Source organism: Alloscardovia macacae (genome assembly GCF_002259705.1).
In the GTDB taxonomy this organism is placed as follows: domain Bacteria; phylum Actinomycetota; class Actinomycetes; order Actinomycetales; family Bifidobacteriaceae; genus Alloscardovia; species Alloscardovia macacae.
Genome location: NZ_MWWT01000009.1, coordinates 159,517 through 179,100 on the forward strand (window position 1 = coordinate 159,517; position 19,584 = coordinate 179,100).

Genomic DNA, 19,584 nt, shown 5'->3' on the forward strand with positions numbered 1-19,584 from the left:
GCCTCAGGCGATGCAGTGCGGACCAAACATAGCCTTAATGTCCCCGTACAGCGACGCGTCCTTTTTCACGCGGAAGTTATCTCCGAACGTCACCACGAACGCCGAACCATCCTGCTGCACGACGGCGAGCTTCACCTCGCTGTATCCCGGATGATTATGCAGAATCGCGCTCAGCTCTTCCATGCGCGCGCCCTGGCAGACGGACTGCGGAAGCTTGAGCATGAGGACGGAATTATCCACGTCCTCGATGTGCGGCACTTCCATCTCCGCAGCTCGGATGGATACCGATTCATCACGCGCTTCAGCGAAACCACGCACGCGCACTATGGTATCCACGTTCAGCTCCTGCGCATGGGCTTCATACGCTTTACCGAAGAAGAGGCACTGAACCGATGCTTCCATGTCCTCCACCGTAATGATGGCCCACGGGTTCCCCTTCTTTGATATCTTACGCTCCACGCTCGTAATCAAGCCCGCTATGGTAACCATAGTGCGCGGCTCGAAAGTATGCGCGTTATTCAGAAGCTGTGCGATGGATGTGTCACGCAGTCCTGCGAGTACACTTTCCATACCGGAGAGCGGATGGTCGGACACGTACAGGCCGAGCATCTCGCGCTCGAAGTTCAGCTTCGTAGACTTATCCCACTCTTCGATGTCTGGCACGCGGATCTCCACGCCGGCATCTGGACCAAAGAGGCCGCCTGAGTCGGTGGCGCCGCCACCCAAAGCACCATCGTCCTCATTATCTCCGAAGTCTGCGAAGAGATCGAACTGTCCTTCTGCTTCCTTTCGCTTTATAGGAGCAGCGATGTCTATGGCCGCCTCATGAATGGTGACGAGAGCGCGGCGGTTTCCATCCGTGTTATCGAAGGCACCACCCTTAATGAGGGACTCCACCATACGCTTATTCAGCACAGACAGCGGCACACGGTTCACGAAGTCGAGGAAGCTGACGAACTTACCCTTCTTCCCCTCGCGTTCCTTAATGATCTCGGTAACACGGTCTGCTCCCACATTACGGATAGCAGCCAGGCCGAAACGCACCACATCCCCCACTGCGGAGAACTGCAGCTGGGACTCATTAATGTCTGGTGGCAGCACCTGGATACCCATGCGGCGCGCCTCGCCGAGGTAAAGAGCCGTCTTATTCTTATCATTCTTCGCATTTTCCAGCAGAGCTGCCATGAACTCTGTAGGATAATGCGTCTTTAAGTACGCCGTCCAGTACGAAATAAGCCCGTATGCTGCCGAGTGCGCTTTATTAAAAGCGTATCCGGCGAATGGCACGAAGATGTCCCAGACCGCCTGAGCTGCTTCACGCGAGTACCCATGCTCTGCCATGCCTTCGAAGAATGGCACCTGTTCCTTCGCCAGCACTTCTGGCTTCTTCTTACCCATAGCGCGGCGCAGCACGTCTGCGCGGCCCAGCGAATATCCTGCGAGGATTCGTGCAGCAGACTGCACCTGCTCCTGGTAGACGATCAGTCCGTACGTCTCATCCAGGACCTCCGCCAGAGGCTCCGCCACTTCCGGATGGATAGGTACTATCTGCTGGAGGCCATTCTTACGCTTCGCATAATTATTATGCGAGTCCACATCCATAGGACCCGGACGGTACAGGGCGATGAGAGCCGAGATGTCGTTAAAGTTATCCGGCTTCAGGGATTTGAGCAGGTTACGCATGCCATCCGAATCCAGCTGGAAGACGCCCAGGGTATCGCCACGCGAGAGCAGCTGGTAGGTCTCTTTATCATCGATAGGCACGTCCTGAATGTTAAATCCAGGCTTCCCATTCTGCTCGATGTTTGTGATGGTATCGCGGATAACCGTCAGGTTCGACAGGCCCAGGAAGTCCATCTTCACCAGTCCGAGAGTCTCACAGGTGTGATACTCGAAGGTGGTGGTCACGGTACCATCCGTGCGCTTGAGCAGCGGGGACGTATCGGTGATAGGATTCGACGCCATGATAGTGGCACACGCGTGCACACCCGTCTGGCGGATAAGCCCTTCGATACCCATGGCCTGCTGCGTAATCTTCTGCACATCCTGGTTATCGTTATACAGGTTTCTAAACTCGACGGCCTCATCATAGCGCTTCGCATCTTTATTAAAGATGTCATGAACGGTGATATCCTTACCGCCCACTGCTGGCGGCAGGGCTTTCGTCATCATCTCGCCCATGGAGAAATCATAGTCCATGATGCGCGCCGAGTCTTTCAGAGCCTGCTTCGTCTTAATGGTACCGTAGGTGACGCACTGGGCCACTTTATCATGGCCATATTTATTCGCCACATAGTCCAGGACGCGCATACGGCCTTCTGGGTCGAAGTCCACGTCGATATCCGGGAGAGACACACGCTCCGGGTTCAGGAAGCGCTCGAAGATGAGGCCGTGCTTCAGTGGGTCGAGTTCCGTGATGCCCATAGCGTACGCCACCATGGATCCTGCAGCCGAGCCTCGGCCAGGTCCCACCATGATGCCGTGCTCTTTCGCCCAGTTAATGTAATCTGCCACCACGAGGAAGTATCCGCAGAACTGCATCTGGCAGATGACGCCGCACTCATAGTCCGCCTGGCGCGCTACTTCTTCTGGCACGCTACCGTTATAGCGACGCAGCAGACCGTCCTGCACGTGCTTGAGGAACAGCGACGTCTCATCCCAGCCCTCTGGGCAGTCAAACTCCGGCATGAACGCGCCGTCCTGATGGTCGTCGAAGATGACATTACAGCGCTCGGCTATCTCCACCGTGTTCCGGCATGCTTCAGGGAACTCAGAGAAAAGGTCATACATCTGCTGGGCGGACTTAATGTAGTATCCCGAACCGTCAAACTTAAAGCGGTCTGCATCCGTCAGACGTGCGCCCGAGTTAATGCACAGCAGAGCGTCCTGTGCTGCGGCGTCTTCTTCTTTCGCATAGTGACTGTCATTCGTGACGACGAGAGGCGCGTTCAGCTTTTTCGCGATGTCGAGCAGCTCGCGACGCACGCGCGTCTCGATGCTCAGACCGTGATCCATGAGCTCCACGTAGAAGTTTTCTTTACCGAAGATATCCTGGAACTCGCCTGCTGCACGCAGAGCTTCGTCATACTGTCCGAGGCGAAGGCGCGTCTGCACTTCTCCCGACGGGCATCCGCTCGTGGCGATGACGCCTTTCGCATAGCGGTTCAGCACTTCGCGGTCCATGCGCGGCGACTTACCCATGAGACCTTCGAGGTTCGCCACGGAGGAGGCTTTCAGCAGGTTCGTCAGCCCCTCATCCGTTTCGGCGAGCATGGTCATGTGCGTGTACGAGCCGTTCGCGGAGACGTCATCGCGCTTCTGATCTTCCGACGTGCGCCAGTGCACGCGTGAGGTATCGAAACGCGACGTTCCTGGTGTCAAGTACGCTTCGATGCCGATGATAGGCTTAATTCCAGCACCGACTGCTGTGGACCACAGCTCGTAGGCGCCGTGCATGTTCCCATGATCCGTGATGCCCACGGCCACCTGCCCCTGCTCTTTAACGGCGCTGACGAGCTTGTCTATAGGCGCCGCGCCGTCGAGCATGGAGTAATGCGTGTGCACGTGGAGGTGGACGAAGTCCGAAGGTTTTACATCAGCCATGCATTCTAGAGTAGTGTCCGCCCACGATGTTTGCGCGAAGAAGAGGCGCCGTCCAGCGTTCGCCGGCGTGGCGCGTTTTACTGCTCGTTCGCGCGCTGCTCGGCTCGCCCACGCAGCACGTCGAGCGCGTGCAGAAGGTCCGCTGGGATGCTGGATTCGACCACCGTCCACACGTGCGTGCGCGGATGCTTGAATTCCAATTTTTTCGCATGCAGCCACTGCCTCTCCACGCCGGTAGCCTCAGCAAGGCGAGGATTCGCCCCATACATGGAGTCGCCCAGCAGAGGGTGCCCCAGAGAAGAGAAATGCACACGAATCTGGTGTGTGCGTCCTGTCTCGAGATTCACACTCACATACGTGGCTTCGGAGAAACGTTCGAGCACATCCCAGTGCGTCACAGCAGGCTTACCCGCTGGGGTGACTGTGAAGCGGAAGTCCGAGACACGGTCGCGGCCGATGGGTGCTTCGATGGTGGCACGGTCCTGAGTGAGATTCCCCTGAACCACAGCATGGTAGGTCTTCACCACTTCATGCTCAGAGAACTGTCGGCGCATCTCTTTATAGGCGAGTTCAGACTTACACACGAGCATGAGACCACTGGTACCCACGTCGAGACGACTCACTATACCCTGGCGTCCTGCAGCACCATAATCCGTAATGTGCACGCCACGCCCCAGCAAAGACCCGAGGACTGTAGGGCCAGTCCACCCAGCAGATGCGTGTGCTGCCATGCCCACAGGCTTATCCACTACGACCACATCCTCGTCTTCATAAAGGATGGGCATGGTGGTGTCGATAGGTTCTGGCTCAGGAGCCTCTTCGACGATGTCGAGTTCGATCATGTCGTGTGCAGCTATCTTCGCCGACTTATCACTCGTACGTCCTACGAGTTTCGCCTGCCCCGAATCAATGAGCACAGCTGCAGCAGAGCGCGAGACACCCATCATCTTTGCGATGACTACGTCGAAGCGCTTGCCGAGAAGAGCATCAGGAGCAGGAAGTATGCGTGGCATTAGTCACGTGCCTCCCCGGCAGATGTGGTGGAGGAAGAATTGGCAGAATCAAAGAGCAGGGAGTCCATGCGCGCTATGCCAGTCTTCACACCCAGCAGCATGCAGCCGATAATGCTCACAGCCGCAAAGCCGAGGATAATGTCCGCCACATTCCCCACGAACGGGCCGTAATTTATGAAGTCTACCACGCGACCGTTCAGGAAGCCCTGCGCATACAGAACGCGGTCGATGAGATTCCCCACCGCACCCGAGACCGTCAGTCCCAGCGCGAGCGCCCACCACACGCTCGTGGTACGAAGTGCAAAAAACCCGATGGCACACGCAGCAGCAAGCGCGAACAGCGAGATAATCCACGTGACGGACGAGCCGAAACCAAGCGACGCACCCGGATTATGCAGAAGCATGAGGCTGATGCGCAGTGGCCCCAGGCTCAGGACTGGAATATCCTGGCCGGCGCTGAGATGAGCCAGAGCCCAGCTCTTCGTCCACTGATCGAGAACGAGTCCCACTATGACTGTAGAACAAAAGACGGCCACAGGGACATGTGACCGTCTTTCTGAAGTGCAGACCACCACTACTTGGTACCCTGCTCGTTCTTCTTCTCGGTAGGATAATTATCCGAGGTGCTGATCTGTGCAGACAGACCGCTGAGGAAGTCCGTAAGACGAGAACGGTAGTCCGCTTCGAACTGCTTGAGGCTCTCGATGTTTCCTTCGATGACCTTCGAGTCTGCGTACAGCTTATCCTTCACCTGGCGAGAGTAGTTATCTGCATCATCATGCGTCTTCGCCGAGTAGTCTTCAGCTGCCTTCTTCACCTGGGTCTCGTATGCGTCTGCATCCGAGCGAACCTTTGCGGAGTACTCATCGGCTTCGTTACGGGTGACAGACGAGTAGTTATCCGCATCATTACGAGTACGAGCAGAATATGCATCTGCACCTGTGCGCGTGGTCTTATCGTACGCGTTTGCTTCAGCCACGAGACGGTCACGAGTCTCTTCACCTTCGGCGATGAGTTCAGCGTTCTGCGCCTTACCCTTATCCACGTACTGATCGTGCAGCTGCATAGCAAGGGCGAGCATAGCGGTAGCACGCTCTGGCTCGGAGTTTGCGTCGATACCTGCGGAGGAGATCTTCTGCAGGCTACCGGTCTCTGAGCTAGGCTCAAGGGAGGATACCTGCTTACGCAGGCTCTCTTCACGGTCGCGAGAATCCTTCAGGTCCTGCGTGAGCTTCTCTATCTGTGCACGCAGCGAGGTGACCTGCTCATCCTTTTCAGATGCAGTGGTGTTCGACGCTTCGAGCTGAGCCTGAGTCTGCTGAAGAACCTCCGTGGCTTCCTTCAGCTGAGAGTTCGCCTTATTCAGCTCAGCGCGCAGCTGCTCGCCACTATTAATATATTCATCACGTTCGCGCTTTACAGCTTCGAGCTGGTCTCCCAGAGCCTTCGCAGAGTCTCCACCTTCTGCCGCCTGAGCGGTGAGCTGGTCTATCTGCTCGTTCAGCTGATCCACCTGAGTCTTCAGCTGGGTATTCTGCGCGGTAAGAGTCTCTACCTGCTCGCGTGCGGCAGACACAGCCTTCTCCTGCTCAGCCTCATGGGCAGCGGCTTCTTCGCCCGCCTGAGAAGCCCGGCTCGCCTGAGATTCAGCCTGCTGAATCAGCTCGCGTAGCTTAGTATTTTCTTCAGTCAGTTCCGCTATCTTGTTATTCAGTGGAGCTACATCCGTACCGAGAGAGGCCGTAGCACTCGTCACTGCCTGAGAACCGAGGTTCTCCACCGTTACGACGACTTCATCGAGGAAGTCATCCACAGCATCGATGTCATAACCTTCCTTAAACCGCACGGTAGGGAAAGTGTGCTTCTGAATATCTTGTGGTGTTAAAAGGGCCATCGAGCTCTTCACCTCACTTTTGACTCCATCGAGCCACTCGTTTACGATTTCTTTACTATTTTAACACGTTAGCTGTAACGTATGACGTGACACGCGTTCTGCTCGTTCACTTTTCTGGTTCATGAGTACGTTTTATATGCACTCTTTAACTCAGTGCTTTACAGAATGATTCTGAGGAGCCCTAAGACGAACCATAAAACGAGGAAGCTCACATCGAAGGATACAGGTCCGAAGGGGATGGGCCGAATGTAGCGTCTCAGGAAGTTCAGAGGTGGGTCAGTGACCACATACACAGCATTCACCAGAGTATAGACCACTCCGCGCGGCTGCCAGCGAGACAGCACTGCCACCCAGTCGAGGATAAGACGGATGAACAGGATGGCCATATATGCCTCGATGAGCCAGTGAAGGACGAGGAAGATAAGCGTGAGCGCCGTCAGGGATGTGAATGCTACCATAATGTTACTATCGTGAACCTCTCCTATGGAACCGCTACCTACTCGAACAGCCCAGCAGTGCCACTCTTATCCGTCTGCTCCGGACGAATGGACACCGCTGCAGGGCTCAGGAGCCACACACGCGGGGTAACGCGCTCCACCGATCCGCGTACGCCGAAGACCACCCCCGTAGCGAAGTCCACGATGCGCTGCGCATCCTTATCCGCTACTCCCGTGAGGTTCAGAACCACTGGGGTACCGTCACGTAGCGCACGACCCACACCCTCCACCTCGTTATAGCTGCGTGGGTGGATGGTGGTAATGCGGTTCATCACAGACTTCGGGAAAGCAGTGGACGTCGAGCCGTTCGCAGACACGCCAGCCCCTGCTCCCCCGCCTGAAGTGGCGAGTGGAGCAGAGCCACCGCGGCCTGTAGCCACGATGCGCTGCGCTTGAGCGCTGAGCGTATCATCGCGGTCGAAGTCCGTCTCACGCTGGTCTTCCGTCTCTTCGAGGGTGACGTTATCATCATCCAAATCTTCCGGATCTGCCAGTCCAAAGAAGCTTAAGCCTCTGTTAAATACTCCTGCCATTCCTCGTTCTCCTTCTGCTTGGCTACTGCCCTGCTCGCTAGTCCTGCTGCCCTATCTCTTCTTCGTCTTAGCGCAAGAACTCAGGAATCTGCATCATGTCGTCGAAAGAGTAGCCTTCGTCGTCATCATCCTCCGCAGGAGCCTGTGGAGCTACCTGTGGAAGTGCTGCGGATACTGGCTGGGCCGCTGGAGCCGCTACTGGAGCTGCCTGAGTCTGCTGAGACTGAGAAGCATCTGGCTGGGCGGCCTGCACTGGCTGCGCAGACTGAACTGGCTGGCTGAGCTGTGCAGCAGGAGCAGCCTGCACAACAGCCGGAGCCTGGTCCATCTGTGCCTGAACGGCCTGCGCGGCTGACTGTACCGCTACGCTCGTGAGGAGCTCGTTCGTCTGCTGACCTGCTTCCTCACTATCTTCATTAAAACCGAAACCTGTAGCGATAACCGTAATGGCCATCTCGTCCCCGAGGGTATCATCAAGCGCAGAGCCCCAGATGATGTTCGCATCTGGGTGCGCTATCTTATGGATGAGATCCATAGCTGTGCTCATCTCAAACAAGCCCATGTCCTGAGCGCCGAAGAAGGTAACGAGGATACCGTTCGCACCATCTATCTCACCGTCCAGCATAGGAGAGCTCATAGCCAGCTCCATCGCCTGCACTGCGCGGTCCTGCCCACGGCTACGTCCCATACCGAAGATAGCAGTGCCCGAGTCCTTCAGAACGGAGGTGACATCCGCGAAGTCTACGTTAATGTATGCATTCGCGTCGAGAATCTCCGTAATACCCTTCACACCAGCCAGAAGTGCCTGGTCTGCGTTATGGAAGGCATCGATCATAGAGATAGTGCGGTCCGAGATGTCGAGCAAGCGGTCGTTCGAGATGACGATGAGTGCATCGACTTCACCGCGCAGCTTTTCTATACCCTGCTCTGCAGAAGCACTACGACGTCGCCCTTCGAAGGAGAATGGACGAGACACGACAGCTACAGTGAGAGCACCCTGTTCGCGTGCAGCACGCGCCACGATAGGGCTGGCACCCGTACCTGTACCACCGCCCTCACCAGCAGTGATGAAGACGAGGTCAGAGCCCTTCAGAGCCTGCTCGATGTCCGACTGGTGGTCCTGCGCAGCCTTCGCACCACGCTCAGGATCTGCACCAGCACCGAGACCACGACTCGTGTCATCCGCAAGAGATATCTTCACATCTGCTTCGCTGCGCGCGAGGTCTTTATCATCCGTATTAATGGCCACGAACTCCACGTTCGTCAGCCCATCACCTATCATACGGTTTACAGCATTTCCACCTGCACCGCCTACACCTACGACCTTAATAACGGTGCTGCTGTTCAGTGTATGCTCCTGATTCTCGCTCATCGTGCTCCTATCCATAAACGTCTACACACCACTGTAATACATTTCCTGCCCAAGTCTGGCGCGTGTAAGTAAAATTCTTCAGAAATTCTGAGAGGAATCTTAATACGACGCATCCATAGGGTCATCCGCGAACATATCTTCACGCTCCTCATGGGTCATGGCTCGCGAATCCAGCCACCCGTAAGGCAGATGTACTTTCTTTGCGAAGCGCACGCGCCCACGCGGCTTATCTGCTATGGCCATAGGGAACTCTACCTCGCGGTCAAACTTCGCCACCTCAGCCTCGACATCCGCCACGCTTTCACACTTCATGAAGGCTGCACGCGTTCCTCCGCCCACCGGGAAACCTTTCAGATACCACGCGACGTGCTTTCTGAGGTCATGCACTGCCATCATCTCATCACCTTCATAGAATGCTGTCAGCAGCTGTGCGTGCCGCACGATAATGTCCCCCACCTGACCGAGCGTAGGGTTTATGCGCTCGCTGCTTCCCGCGAAAGCGTTCGCGATGTCGCCGAAGAGCCACGGGCGCCCCTGGCAGCCGCGCCCTATGGCCACGCCCGCGCATCCGGTTTCGCGTACCATCTCGACGGCGTCTTCCGCTGTCCAGATGTCCCCGTTTCCTATGACTGGGATGTCCAATTCTTCCACCAGCGCACCGATCTTCTCCCATTCGGAATGCCCACCGTAATACTGCGCTGTGGTGCGTGCGTGGAGCGTGACTGCCTTGCAGCCTTCCTCCTGCGCGATCATGGCTGCATCGTGGAAGGTGGTATGGTCATCATCGATACCCACACGAATCTTCGCCGTTACCGGAATGCCTGCTGGAGATGCTACAGAGACGACCTTGTGAAGAACGTCACGGAACAGGTCATTCTTCCATGGCAGCGCAGAACCGCCACCTTTACGCGTGACTTTCGGAACCGGGCAGCCGAAATTGAGATCGATATGATCAGCCATGTTCTCATCGACGACGATGCGGGCGGCCTGCTCGACGATGGAAGGATTCACCCCATACAGCTGCAGAGAGCGGTACTTCTCAGACGGGTCGAACTGGCACAAGCGCAAAGCCTTAGGATTACGCGCCACGAGAGCACGCGCCGTAATCATCTCAGCCACGTACAAGCCGTCCGGGCCGAACTCGCGGCACAGCATGCGGAACGGCCAGTTCGTCACGCCGGCCATAGGCGAAAGCACGACAGGTGTCTGAACGGTATGGTTCCCGAGGTCTAAAGGAGAAAGCTGAACGGAAGATGTCATACGCATTAGTGTAACGTACCCACAGAAAAAACGCCCCGCTTCGGCCCGAAGGCGAAACGGAGCGTTCTCGTACTGTCTCAGCTGACGCAGACTTATGCTTCAGCAGGACCAGCTGGGTAGCGCTTCATGGAGTTCCCAACGCGAGCAGCCACGTATTCAGCGACCTTATCCAGAGCCACGCGCTCCTGCTGCATGGTATCGCGCTCACGGATGGTCACCGCGTGATCGTCGATGGTGTCGAAGTCCACCGTGATGCACAGAGGCGTACCGATCTCATCTTCACGACGGTAGCGGCGGCCGATAGCGCCAGCCTCGTCGTAGTCGATGTTCCAGTCATGCATACGCAGTTCAGCAGCCAGATCCTGAGCGATGCCCTGGAGCTCAGGCTTCTTCGAGAGCGGCAGAACAGCAGCCTTCACTGGAGCCAGACGAGGATCCAAGCGCAGAACGGTACGCGTGTCCACGCCACCCTTCGTATTCGGAGCCTCATCCACGTCATAGGCGTCCACGAGGAATGCCATGAGCGAGCGGGTCAGACCTGCAGCTGGCTCGATGACGTATGGAATGTACTTCTCACCGCTGGCCTGGTCGAAGTAGCTCAGGTCCTTACCCGAGTGCTTCGCATGAGCGGACAGGTCATAATCCGTGCGGTTTGCGATGCCTTCGAGCTCACCCCAGTCAGAACCCTGGAAGCCGAACTTATACTCGATGTCCACCGTGCGCTTCGAATAATGCGAGAGCTTCTCCTTCGGATGCTCGAACAGGCGCAGGTTTGCCTCGTCGATGCCGAGATCCGTGTACCACGCCTTACGCGCATCGATCCAGTACTGATGCCAAGCTTCGTCCTCACCAGGCTTGACGAAGAACTCCATCTCCATCTGTTCGAACTCGCGCGTACGGAAGATGAAGTTACCTGGAGTAATCTCGTTACGGAAGCTCTTACCGATGTTCGCTATGCCAAATGGTGGCTTCTGACGCGTGGAAGACTGCACCTGAGAGAAGTCCACGAAAATGCCCTGAGCAGTCTCTGGGCGCAGGTAGTGCAGCGAGTTCTCATCTGCCACTGGGCCCAGATGCGTCTGAAGCATCATGTTAAAGTCACGAGGCTCAGTCCACTTACCCTTCGTACCGCACTCTGGGCATGGAATCTCGGCCTGGGATTCTGGAAGACGGCCATGCTTTGCCTCGAAGTGCTCTTCGAGGTGGTCGGCGCGGAAGCGCTTATGGCAGTTCAGGCACTCGGTGAGTGGGTCGTTAAAGACGTTCACGTGGCCGGATGCCACCCACACCTCACGCGGAAGGATGACAGAGGTATCCACGCCCACCACGTTCGCACGGGTGGTGACCATGAAACGCCACCACTGTTCCTTAATGTTCTCCTTCAGGGCCACGCCCAGAGGGCCGTAGTCCCATGCGGAACGGGTTCCACCGTAGATTTCACCTGCTGGGAAGACGAAACCGCGGCGCTTCGCGAGAGAGACGACAGCATCGAGCTTAGATTCAGCCACTTTAGCTCCTTTAATAATGCGTACTCATACGGCTTATGAGCACTTTTCTTCACTGGATACTTTACTTTGGGAAGAGGACGTGGGGTTCTAGGGGTGGGGTGGGTGCGGGGGTGGGGTGTGTGGTGAGGCTGGCTTGACGGAGGCCTGAGATGCAAAAAATGTTTCGAGCATTTACTCGAGTACTCTACTTTTTGCTTATCGGCGCATTTTATGAGGATGGTAGCTAGAAAAATGCGCCGTTTAGCAAAAAGTACGCAGCATAATCACGGACACGGTCACTCGCCCAGACCCATTTTTACGAGTAATCGGTATTTTTACCACTTTGAGTCCCCGAAGAGCTCTAAAAATGGTAAAAATACCGATTACTGAAATTTTTTGCAGAATGGACTGCCTTCCCCGAAGGCCACAACCTCTACATCACTACTTCGCCGCCCCCTTCGCCCCCTTCGCGCCCTTCACGCCACCAAAGCGCCTGTCACGCCCCACAAACCGCTCTATGGACCTCCACAGAACCTCGCGCGAGCAGTCTGGGAAAAGCTCGGGCACGAAGTCCAGCTCCGCATACGCCGCCTGCCACGGCAGGAAGTTACTCGTGCGCTGCTCTCCCGAGGTACGAATGACGAGGTCACAGTCCGGTACGTCTGGCAGATAGAGATGGTCGGCCAGCATCTTTTCCGTGACCTTATTTCCCTTAATCTTTCCTTCCGCCACCTCGCGCGCTATGGCAGCTGCGGCATCCGCTATCTCCGCTCGTCCACCATAATTAATGCAAAAAATGACGTCGATGACGGTATTATGCTTCGTCTTTTCCTGTGCCACTTCCAGCTCATCGATGACGGACTTCCACAGCTTCGGCCGACGCCCACTCCAGCGCACACGCACTCCCCACTCGTTCATCTGCTCCACGCGGCGGTGGATGATGTCACGCGAAAAGCCCATGAGGAAGTGCACCTCCTGCGGCGAGCGCTTCCAGTTCTCCGTGGAGAAGGTGTATAGGCTCAGATAGCGCACACCCGCTTCGATGGCGCCGGCGATGATATCGAAGACCACTGGCTCGGCTGCCTGATGTCCGTTCGTGCGGATGAGTCCGCGCTCCTGGGCCCAGCGCCCGTTTCCGTCCATGATAACGCCCACGTGGCGCGGCACAGCGCCTTTCGGGAAGGCTGGGATGATGTCCGGCTGGCTGAACGGTGCTGCTGGGATATCCAGCGACGTGTAATCTACTGTGTCGAAACTCATAGGACGGATTTTACCAAGTTCAGCGAACGAACCGGCCGTTCGATGTAATACTGTAACCATTCCTCGACAATTCCCTCGACATCTGGTTCGAGTCCCTTCCACGTCGGGGACCTGTCGAGCAGGTCCCACCGACCTTTCAGCAGTGCGTACAGCTGCACGCGCGACTCATGCGTGATGGGACGCGCGTCGAGGAGCTTATCTGTGTCGCACATCATACCGCCGCCCTGAACGGAAAAATTGGATAACTCGGTCTGCCTACCGCACGTTACGCACGCGTCGAGGCGCGGCGACCACCCGCCCAGCGCGAGCATCCGAAGCAGAAACGAGCTTTCCACGACGTTCGGCGCATGCTCGCCGCGGCTGAGCGAGCCGAGCGCCGCGACGAGGAGCGTATAGTACGCGCTGATGTCGCTCGTGACGATGTCATGCGCCGATTCGAGCAATTTATCCACAGCTTCGGCCATCACATGCGCGCAGACATACGCGTCATAGTCGGCGATGATGTCCGCACCAAACGCCTGCAGCGACTCGCATTGATTCACGTGCTGCAGCTCGCCGCGGCCTGTATGGATAAGGAAGGAGCAGCGCGAAAACGGCTCGAGCCGACCGCCGAAGCGCGACTTCGTACGCCGCACGCCCTTCGCCACAGCGCGAATCTTCCCATGGTCGCGGGTCAGTATGGTGATGATCCTATCCGCCTCACCCAGCTTTACTGTGCGTAGAACTACGCCTTCATCTGTATACGTAGGCATTAGTAGATAAACAGCCCCCAGTAGGCGAAAACGAGCAGGACGGAGAACATCATCTCTATGGCTACGTTAAAGAATACGATACCGAAACGCTCACTGGCGAGTAGCGGGGGCATTTTCTTTCTCTGGGCTAAAGTGCGCGTCTCGCCTACCGCGTGAGCACGCGCCAGCCGCACAGACAGCGATTCGAACGCTGCCGCAGCCATGAGCGCCCACGTCAGCACGACGAGAATGCACACGACCTGAATGGCATACCAGCTCCAGTATGTCACGCCCGGCTCTGGTGGAGCCGCACCCCAGATAAGGTTCACCACACGCCAGATGAGCTGGCCTACACCAGCGACGAAGATGAGAAGAGCCAGGAGAGTAACGAATACGAGCCGTAGAAGCGTGCGCTGGTAACGCCCCTGGAAGCCGAACACGTGGCGTACAGGCTCACCAGTCTTCTTCGCCAGCCGGCGCAGGTACAGTTTGCGACCTAGCGCATACAGGCCGAGGATAAGTGTGACCAGAATCCACAGGAGCATAAACGCATGCAAAAGCACGAAGTAGATGGTCAGTGCTCGATGAGATTGGAGGAACTGTGGAACAGCTATGGGCTGCTGCACGTCCGCTCCAGAGATCTTCGAGGACGTCTGCACGAGTGCGCCCGAAGCATACTCGTCGCGCGTCACACCTACCGCCCAGTCCACGAAGTCGTACTCATAGTGGTCCACGTACAGTGTCTTCGCCTGCGTCTGGTCCCCCAAACGCAGCACATGGTTCCCTATGGGGTACGTGCGCACGGTTACATCCCAGTTTCCCACGCTATGGGCGAGCTCGAGGATGCGCTGCGCTCCAGAGACCTGTGCGGTGAGCACATCTTTCGCGCCATAGGCGACGAGAATGGGAACGTTATACCCCTGAGGAATCTGGGATTCGAAGTCTATGTTCGTAATGCCGAACATGCCGAGGTCGAGGCTGAATATCCTCTGTACAAAGTTCTGGTAGCCTTGGTTTGCTCCCACGATGGCGAAGATTTGCGCCACGGAGAATGCCAGTGAGTGCCGCGGACTAAAGACCATAGGACTCATCATCACTTGGAAGGCTATGCGCTTATCCTCGCGCACCATGTACGGGGATATCCACGTGCCTTCCGACGTAGTGAAAATGCCCACCTTTTCGTCATTCACATAGCTGAGATCGCGCAGATACTGCACGCCTTTAAGATAGGCTTTCGCCGAGGACGGGTAGTCGCGAGTGGCATCCCACGTCTTCCAGCGTGGCTTATCCATGACGAGAGTAGCGAATCCAGCACTGGCGAGGTCTGCGGCCACGTCGTTAAAGGAATCGTCCGCATTACCTGTGCCCGCTCCGTGCACGAAGATGGCGGCAGGCATGCCGCTGTGTGGCTGGGATGCGGAGGTCGAGGATGAGGATGTCGAGGATGAAGATGTCGGGGACGCAGAGCCCGAGGATGCGGATGCCTGAGATGAAAGTTCCCGCGAGCCCGAGATAGACTCAGAGCCTACGCTCGTACCCTTCTCCCCCACGTTTTCCGGATTCTCAGGTATACGAAGGATAACGTTATCCTTCTGCACTTCTCCCGTTCCATCCTGCACGATATCTATGGTGTCGTGGATTTCTTTCACTGCGTAAGTTCCGCGCCGTGGAAGGCTCTGCTGTGCAGACTGTGCGGACTGCGCAGACTGTTCGGACACCTGAGAAGACTGTGCCGACTGCGAAGACTGCGAAGTCTGCGCGCCTCGCCCCTCCTGTGCAGACGCATCAGAAGAGGACTGAGCAGCATCACGCATTCCGAAAGTAACGGACGTATCACTTCCCGTGCTGCTGATGATCTGATCTCGCGGACCATTCGTCCAGTCGATGCTCGTAGCGCGCGAGACTCCCATAAACAGCCCCATAAGCACAGCGAAAACGACGGCCACGACCACCACACGCTTAAGCGGACGCCATGAGCCGTCGTCATAATCCTCAGTATGCACGCTGTACCATGTGCGAATAGCGAGGATTTTCTGCTGGAACCTGTGTACAGACTTCCGCTCAGACTTTCCCTGAGACTTACTCGTCTGAGGCTTACTCGTCTGAGGCTTACTCGTCGTCATCGCCCAGCTTCGGCAGATGGAACTGAACAGAACGAATAGAGCCCGTGTCCATAAGACCCGAGTAGTTTACGCTCGTACGCTCAGAGCCCACCGAACCGCGCTCTGGCTTATGTTCCGGCGCGAAGCTCTGCGGAACGCTATCCGTGGCCGTGTCTACCTCCGGCAAAGTAGACTGCTCGCGCGAGGTAGAGGATTCTGTTTCGACCTGAACCCCAGATGCAGGTTCGACCACAGGGAAGCTCGTGCTGAAGATGTGCTCCTCGTCCTGGCTGACCGTGCTGAATTCGCTGCTGTGCTGCGCACTGCGCGTCATACGCGCGGATGCAGACTCATCCAGGCTTTCGAAGATAGACGGGATGTTCGCTTGGCTGTACGCCTGCTCGAACGGGTCGTTTACCGGGATAAGTAGTGGCGCTACCTGCGGCTCTGCGCTCGCTTCTGCAGCGTTCTTCGCCATGCGTTCGCTTGCTTCCATACGTGTGAGCACTTCGACCACGCGGTTGAGGAATGCGTCCACCTGTGCTTCGTCGTAGCCATGATGTCCCTTCCTCTGCGTGAAGGTGAGCGCCTCGACGCCGTGCGAGGTGTACTCCCCCGCTTGAGGCGCGTCGCCTTCGGACACGCTGAGGACGCCGAGACCGAGCTGCGCGTTCACATACCGTACGATGTCGCCCACGAAGGCGTCCACCTGCTTGATGTCATAGGCTGGCATGAAACGGCGTGCACGCTCGAAGGTCTTACGCTCGTCACGCTTAGCGCGTGGCACGAGCGTAAGCGCGAGCTGCTCAGTCTGCGCGACCCACGCCTGCTCGCCTTCGTGCGTCGTGGTCCATACGGCCAATTTATCCACGACTGCGTCCTCGAGTCTGCGCAGAGCCGCATCCACTGCCTTCGTGTCATACCCGTTCTTTTCGAGGTCGAAGCTCGTGTTCTGGATATCCAGCTGTGTCACATTCGGCTCTACTTCTTCATACAGATGCTTCGTAGATGCGAAGAACTCATCCACCTGGCTTACGCTATAGCCCCACTTGTTCTTTTCTACGCGGGCGAGATCTGCCATACCATGCTCCTTGATATATTCCTGTCTCTAAGAATACATCACCGTGTGCCGTTTTCCTTCACTCACATTCGACACGCCGAGGCTTGCACAGGGGAGCGCACCTCTGCTATCTTTTACCAAGTCGGGCGATTAGCTCAGTTGGCTAGAGCGCCACGTTTACACCGTGGATGTCAGGGGTTCGAGTCCCTTATCGCCCACCGTGTGATGTCTCAGGGGATGTGTCCTATGGATAGCCCCTGAGATTTCTTGTTTTTGGTGTGTGTTTCAGCGGATGTGTCCGCTTTTTGGGGTTATTTCGGGTTTTTCGCGTGGTAGTTTTTGTTCACATCGAGTGTGAATTCGCCCAATATTTCTCCTGTTTGGGTCTTAACCACGGTAGCGTGGTTTTCGTTGACGAGGATGGCTACACTCGTGTGGGCGTGTGCTCGTCCTACTCCTAGATGACGTAGTTCTGATTGCCAACGTAAAGTGACTTTACCGAATGTATCGACTTTATCCACGCGAACACGCCAGAGGCTACCATTCATACTGATCTGGGGTTCTGCTTTCGGTGTGGCTGTATACACGTTATAAGGAATCTGGTTATCCAGGCTTTGGTGCGGGCGCCGATAGTTATAATATGCGACGAAATCAGCGAGCATGTGGTTGAGTTGCTCGAGAGTTTGTGCTGGTGGTTGGGCTGTGAGCCATTTCTTGAGTGTGTGGTGGTAGCGTTCTACTTTTCCTTGTGTTCCTAGATGGTACGGGCGCCCGTGTTTAGCTGTGATATGGAGTTTATCTAAAAGCTGTTCAAAACCGTTAGGCTGCATGTTATACCGGTTACCGCGTGCCAAACGTGTAGTATAAACCAGGCCGTTATCCGTGAGAATACTTTGAGGAAGTCCCCACCGGCGGCTGGCTGTCAGGAACGTATGAGTAATAACCTCTACAGTGGTGACCTCGAAAGCTTGCGCGAGCAGAATGAAACGTGAATGGTCATCAATCCACGTGGTAATTTCGATATCGGTGGTATCTGCTAGCTGCCAGTGTGTAAAATCAGACTGCCATGTCTCGTTAGGATAATCAGCTCTAAACCGGATAAAACTCGTGCGAGGACGTTTCTGAGGCTGGGCTTCGACTCGGTCAGCACGTTTCAAAATACGCCAAATCGTACTCACTGACGGTATAGTCTGGCCAGGAGATTGCTGGCTGAGATACGCGTGAATAGAACGCGCTCCACTATCCCACCCCTGAGCGTTTAACTGGTCATGAAGTTCAATGACCCGTAAAACCATAGTCTCGGGAGTCTGGTTAGGATGTGACCGGGTCGCGTGAGAGCGTGGGTGAAGACCCTCTTCTCCTTCGGCTTTATACCAAGCATGGATCCGACGAATCTGGCGGGTAGAACAATCAAATTTATACGCGGCTTGCTGCACACTCATGTTCGTATGCTCAAGAGCAAACACAATCGCACGATTCCGTGAAAAAGACATAATCCATCATACCCACACAGCCACGAACCCCCATCACAGCCACACAAAAACGAACCCGAAAAGCGGACACATCAGCTGAAACACCACACCTTATCGCCCACCGATAGAAAAAGGAGAGCTTTTCAGCTCTCCTTTTTGTTTATCTCTGCTATCTCTGCACGAATGCGTCTATAGCCGGTACGGCTACCCCAGAACCTTCTGCATAAACGTGTCCATCGCATCCAGTGTCTTCTGCGCGCGCTCATGCGTGGCCAGACCCACCACATAGACGTGACCAAGACTTCCCCACTTTTTTGCATCTGCGTCGTCGAGCTCCGCGTACACTCCCTGCGCCTGCAGGCGTTCGTAGAGATCGACGTTCTCGTCGTGGAGGAAGTCATCCGAGGCAGTGTTGACAAAAGTGGGCGGAAGACTGACCGCATCTAGAAGCTGCGCGGTGCTCTCGAATCCGGCGAACTTCTCACGCACAGACGCGAAGACGTCTGCACTAATACCAGCGAGGATGCCGCGCGTAGCGGTCTCGTCGAAGCAGCTCGCGAGGTCGTAGACGCCGCACACGAGCAGAAGCCCGCGGATATCGAGCCCGGCCTGAGGAATGCCGGACTGCGCACTGAACGCCGAGCTCGCCTCAAGAACGGCGGAATACAGCGCCATGCAGCCACCCGCAGAATCGCCAGTGAGGAACAGTCGGTTCACGTCGCCGCCGAAACGCGCGGCATTCTCGCGCGTCCATGAATACGCAGCGGACAGATCAGTCAGGATGTCCGCGAAGGTGAAGCGCGGGCCGGGACGGTAGCTCGGCAGCACGACGACGTAGCCGCGATGCGCCAGATGCATAGCAAAACTACGGTTCAGTTCGCGCGTGCCGTAAACGAAGCCGCCCCCGTGGCAGTCGATGACCACCGGATACGTGCGAGCGCCTTCAGCAGCGTCGGCCTTCCGAGCCTCTGTTTCCAGCGCGTCGGCCGGGTAGAAGATGTCGAGGTAATGGCAGCGATCGCCGTCCTCCACATACGGCACAGCCAGCTCTCCGCGTACATCAGCGGGCAGCTGCCACGCGGATATGCGCGGAAAATCCACATGGCACGCCTCTGTACGCATGGCCAGAGCCGCCGCGCGCGCCTTCTCGGACACGCCATCGAGGTCTTCCTCCATCAGAGTCCAGAACTTTCCACCCTCTTCGGGCGTGGCACACGCGCGCACCTGCGCGACGATGGCGTCCGGGGAGGTGTTATCTGAATATCCAGCTGTCATAGCCACTCCTTGCTACTCCTTGCTA

Annotated in this window: 15 protein-coding genes and 1 tRNA gene; 1 reads left to right on the top strand and 15 read right to left on the bottom strand. The window is 56.5% G+C overall.

Translation table 11 applies throughout. The annotated features are described in order from the left end of the window. Positions 1–3: 3 nt before the first annotated feature. The 13 genes from dnaE to ALMA_RS07645 form a co-directional block, all read right to left on the bottom strand. Positions 4–3,603 (bottom strand): DNA polymerase III subunit alpha, encoded by a 3,600-nt coding sequence (dnaE, locus tag ALMA_RS07585; protein ID WP_094727178.1) that lies wholly within the window; start codon positions 3,601–3,603, stop codon positions 4–6. A 77-nt stretch (positions 3,604–3,680) separates the two neighbouring features. After that, entirely contained in the window at positions 3,681–4,616 is a 936-nt protein-coding gene (locus tag ALMA_RS07590) for an RluA family pseudouridine synthase (RefSeq protein ID WP_094727180.1), read from the bottom strand. After that, positions 4,616–5,152: a signal peptidase II gene (locus ALMA_RS07595; protein ID WP_244568913.1), complete on the bottom strand. Its 537-nt coding sequence runs from the start codon at positions 5,150–5,152 to the stop codon at positions 4,616–4,618. The genes ALMA_RS07590 and ALMA_RS07595 overlap by 1 nt, the downstream gene beginning before the upstream one ends. Before the next feature lie 38 nt (positions 5,153–5,190). Continuing rightward, a complete protein-coding gene (locus tag ALMA_RS07600) occupies positions 5,191–6,510 on the bottom strand; it encodes a DivIVA domain-containing protein (protein WP_094727182.1) in 1,320 nt (439 codons plus the stop codon). 158 nt (positions 6,511–6,668) lie between these two features. Next, entirely contained in the window at positions 6,669–6,968 is a 300-nt protein-coding gene (locus ALMA_RS07605) for a YggT family protein (protein WP_094727184.1), read from the bottom strand. 38 nt (positions 6,969–7,006) lie between these two features. Further along, positions 7,007–7,540, bottom strand: coding sequence for a cell division protein SepF (locus ALMA_RS07610; RefSeq protein WP_094727186.1), 534 nt, complete (start codon positions 7,538–7,540; stop codon positions 7,007–7,009). Positions 7,541–7,607: 67 nt separating this feature from the next. After that, positions 7,608–8,912 (bottom strand): cell division protein FtsZ, encoded by a 1,305-nt coding sequence (gene ftsZ / locus ALMA_RS07615; protein ID WP_094727262.1) that lies wholly within the window; start codon positions 8,910–8,912, stop codon positions 7,608–7,610. Positions 8,913–9,011: 99 nt separating this feature from the next. Beyond that, complete coding sequence (gene dusB / locus ALMA_RS07620) at positions 9,012–10,172, bottom strand: tRNA dihydrouridine synthase DusB (RefSeq protein ID WP_169712326.1); 1,161 nt, start codon at positions 10,170–10,172, stop codon at positions 9,012–9,014. Positions 10,173–10,264: 92 nt separating this feature from the next. After that, on the bottom strand, positions 10,265–11,680 hold the full coding sequence (locus ALMA_RS07625) for a glycine--tRNA ligase (protein ID WP_094727190.1): 1,416 nt from the start codon (positions 11,678–11,680) through the stop codon (positions 10,265–10,267). A gap of 420 nt (positions 11,681–12,100) precedes the next feature. Beyond that, a complete protein-coding gene (locus ALMA_RS07630) occupies positions 12,101–12,919 on the bottom strand; it encodes an isoprenyl transferase (RefSeq protein ID WP_094727192.1) in 819 nt (272 codons plus the stop codon). Next, complete coding sequence (gene recO, locus ALMA_RS07635) at positions 12,916–13,671, bottom strand: DNA repair protein RecO (protein WP_094727194.1); 756 nt, start codon at positions 13,669–13,671, stop codon at positions 12,916–12,918. The genes ALMA_RS07630 and recO overlap by 4 nt, the downstream gene beginning before the upstream one ends. Beyond that, the gene (locus ALMA_RS07640) at positions 13,671–15,773 is read right to left on the bottom strand and encodes an alpha/beta hydrolase family protein (RefSeq protein WP_094727196.1); all 2,103 of its coding nucleotides are present in this window, start codon (positions 15,771–15,773) and stop codon (positions 13,671–13,673) included. Before ALMA_RS07640 ends, recO begins: the two co-directional genes overlap by 1 nt. Next, positions 15,760–16,833 (bottom strand): DivIVA domain-containing protein, encoded by a 1,074-nt coding sequence (locus tag ALMA_RS07645; RefSeq protein WP_094727198.1) that lies wholly within the window; start codon positions 16,831–16,833, stop codon positions 15,760–15,762. The genes ALMA_RS07640 and ALMA_RS07645 overlap by 14 nt, the downstream gene beginning before the upstream one ends. A gap of 123 nt (positions 16,834–16,956) precedes the next feature. Here ALMA_RS07645 and ALMA_RS07650 point away from each other — a divergent pair. After that, a tRNA-Val gene (locus ALMA_RS07650) sits at positions 16,957–17,030 on the top strand. Positions 17,031–17,123: 93 nt separating this feature from the next. On the opposite strand, the gene ALMA_RS07655 is transcribed toward ALMA_RS07650, so the two are convergent. Further along, on the bottom strand, positions 17,124–18,305 hold the full coding sequence (locus tag ALMA_RS07655; protein WP_094727200.1) for an integrase core domain-containing protein: 1,182 nt from the start codon (positions 18,303–18,305) through the stop codon (positions 17,124–17,126). A 183-nt stretch (positions 18,306–18,488) separates the two neighbouring features. Continuing rightward, positions 18,489–19,559, bottom strand: a complete 1,071-nt coding sequence (locus tag ALMA_RS07660) for an alpha/beta hydrolase (RefSeq protein ID WP_094727202.1) — start codon at positions 19,557–19,559, stop codon at positions 18,489–18,491. Positions 19,560–19,584 lie beyond the last annotated feature (25 nt).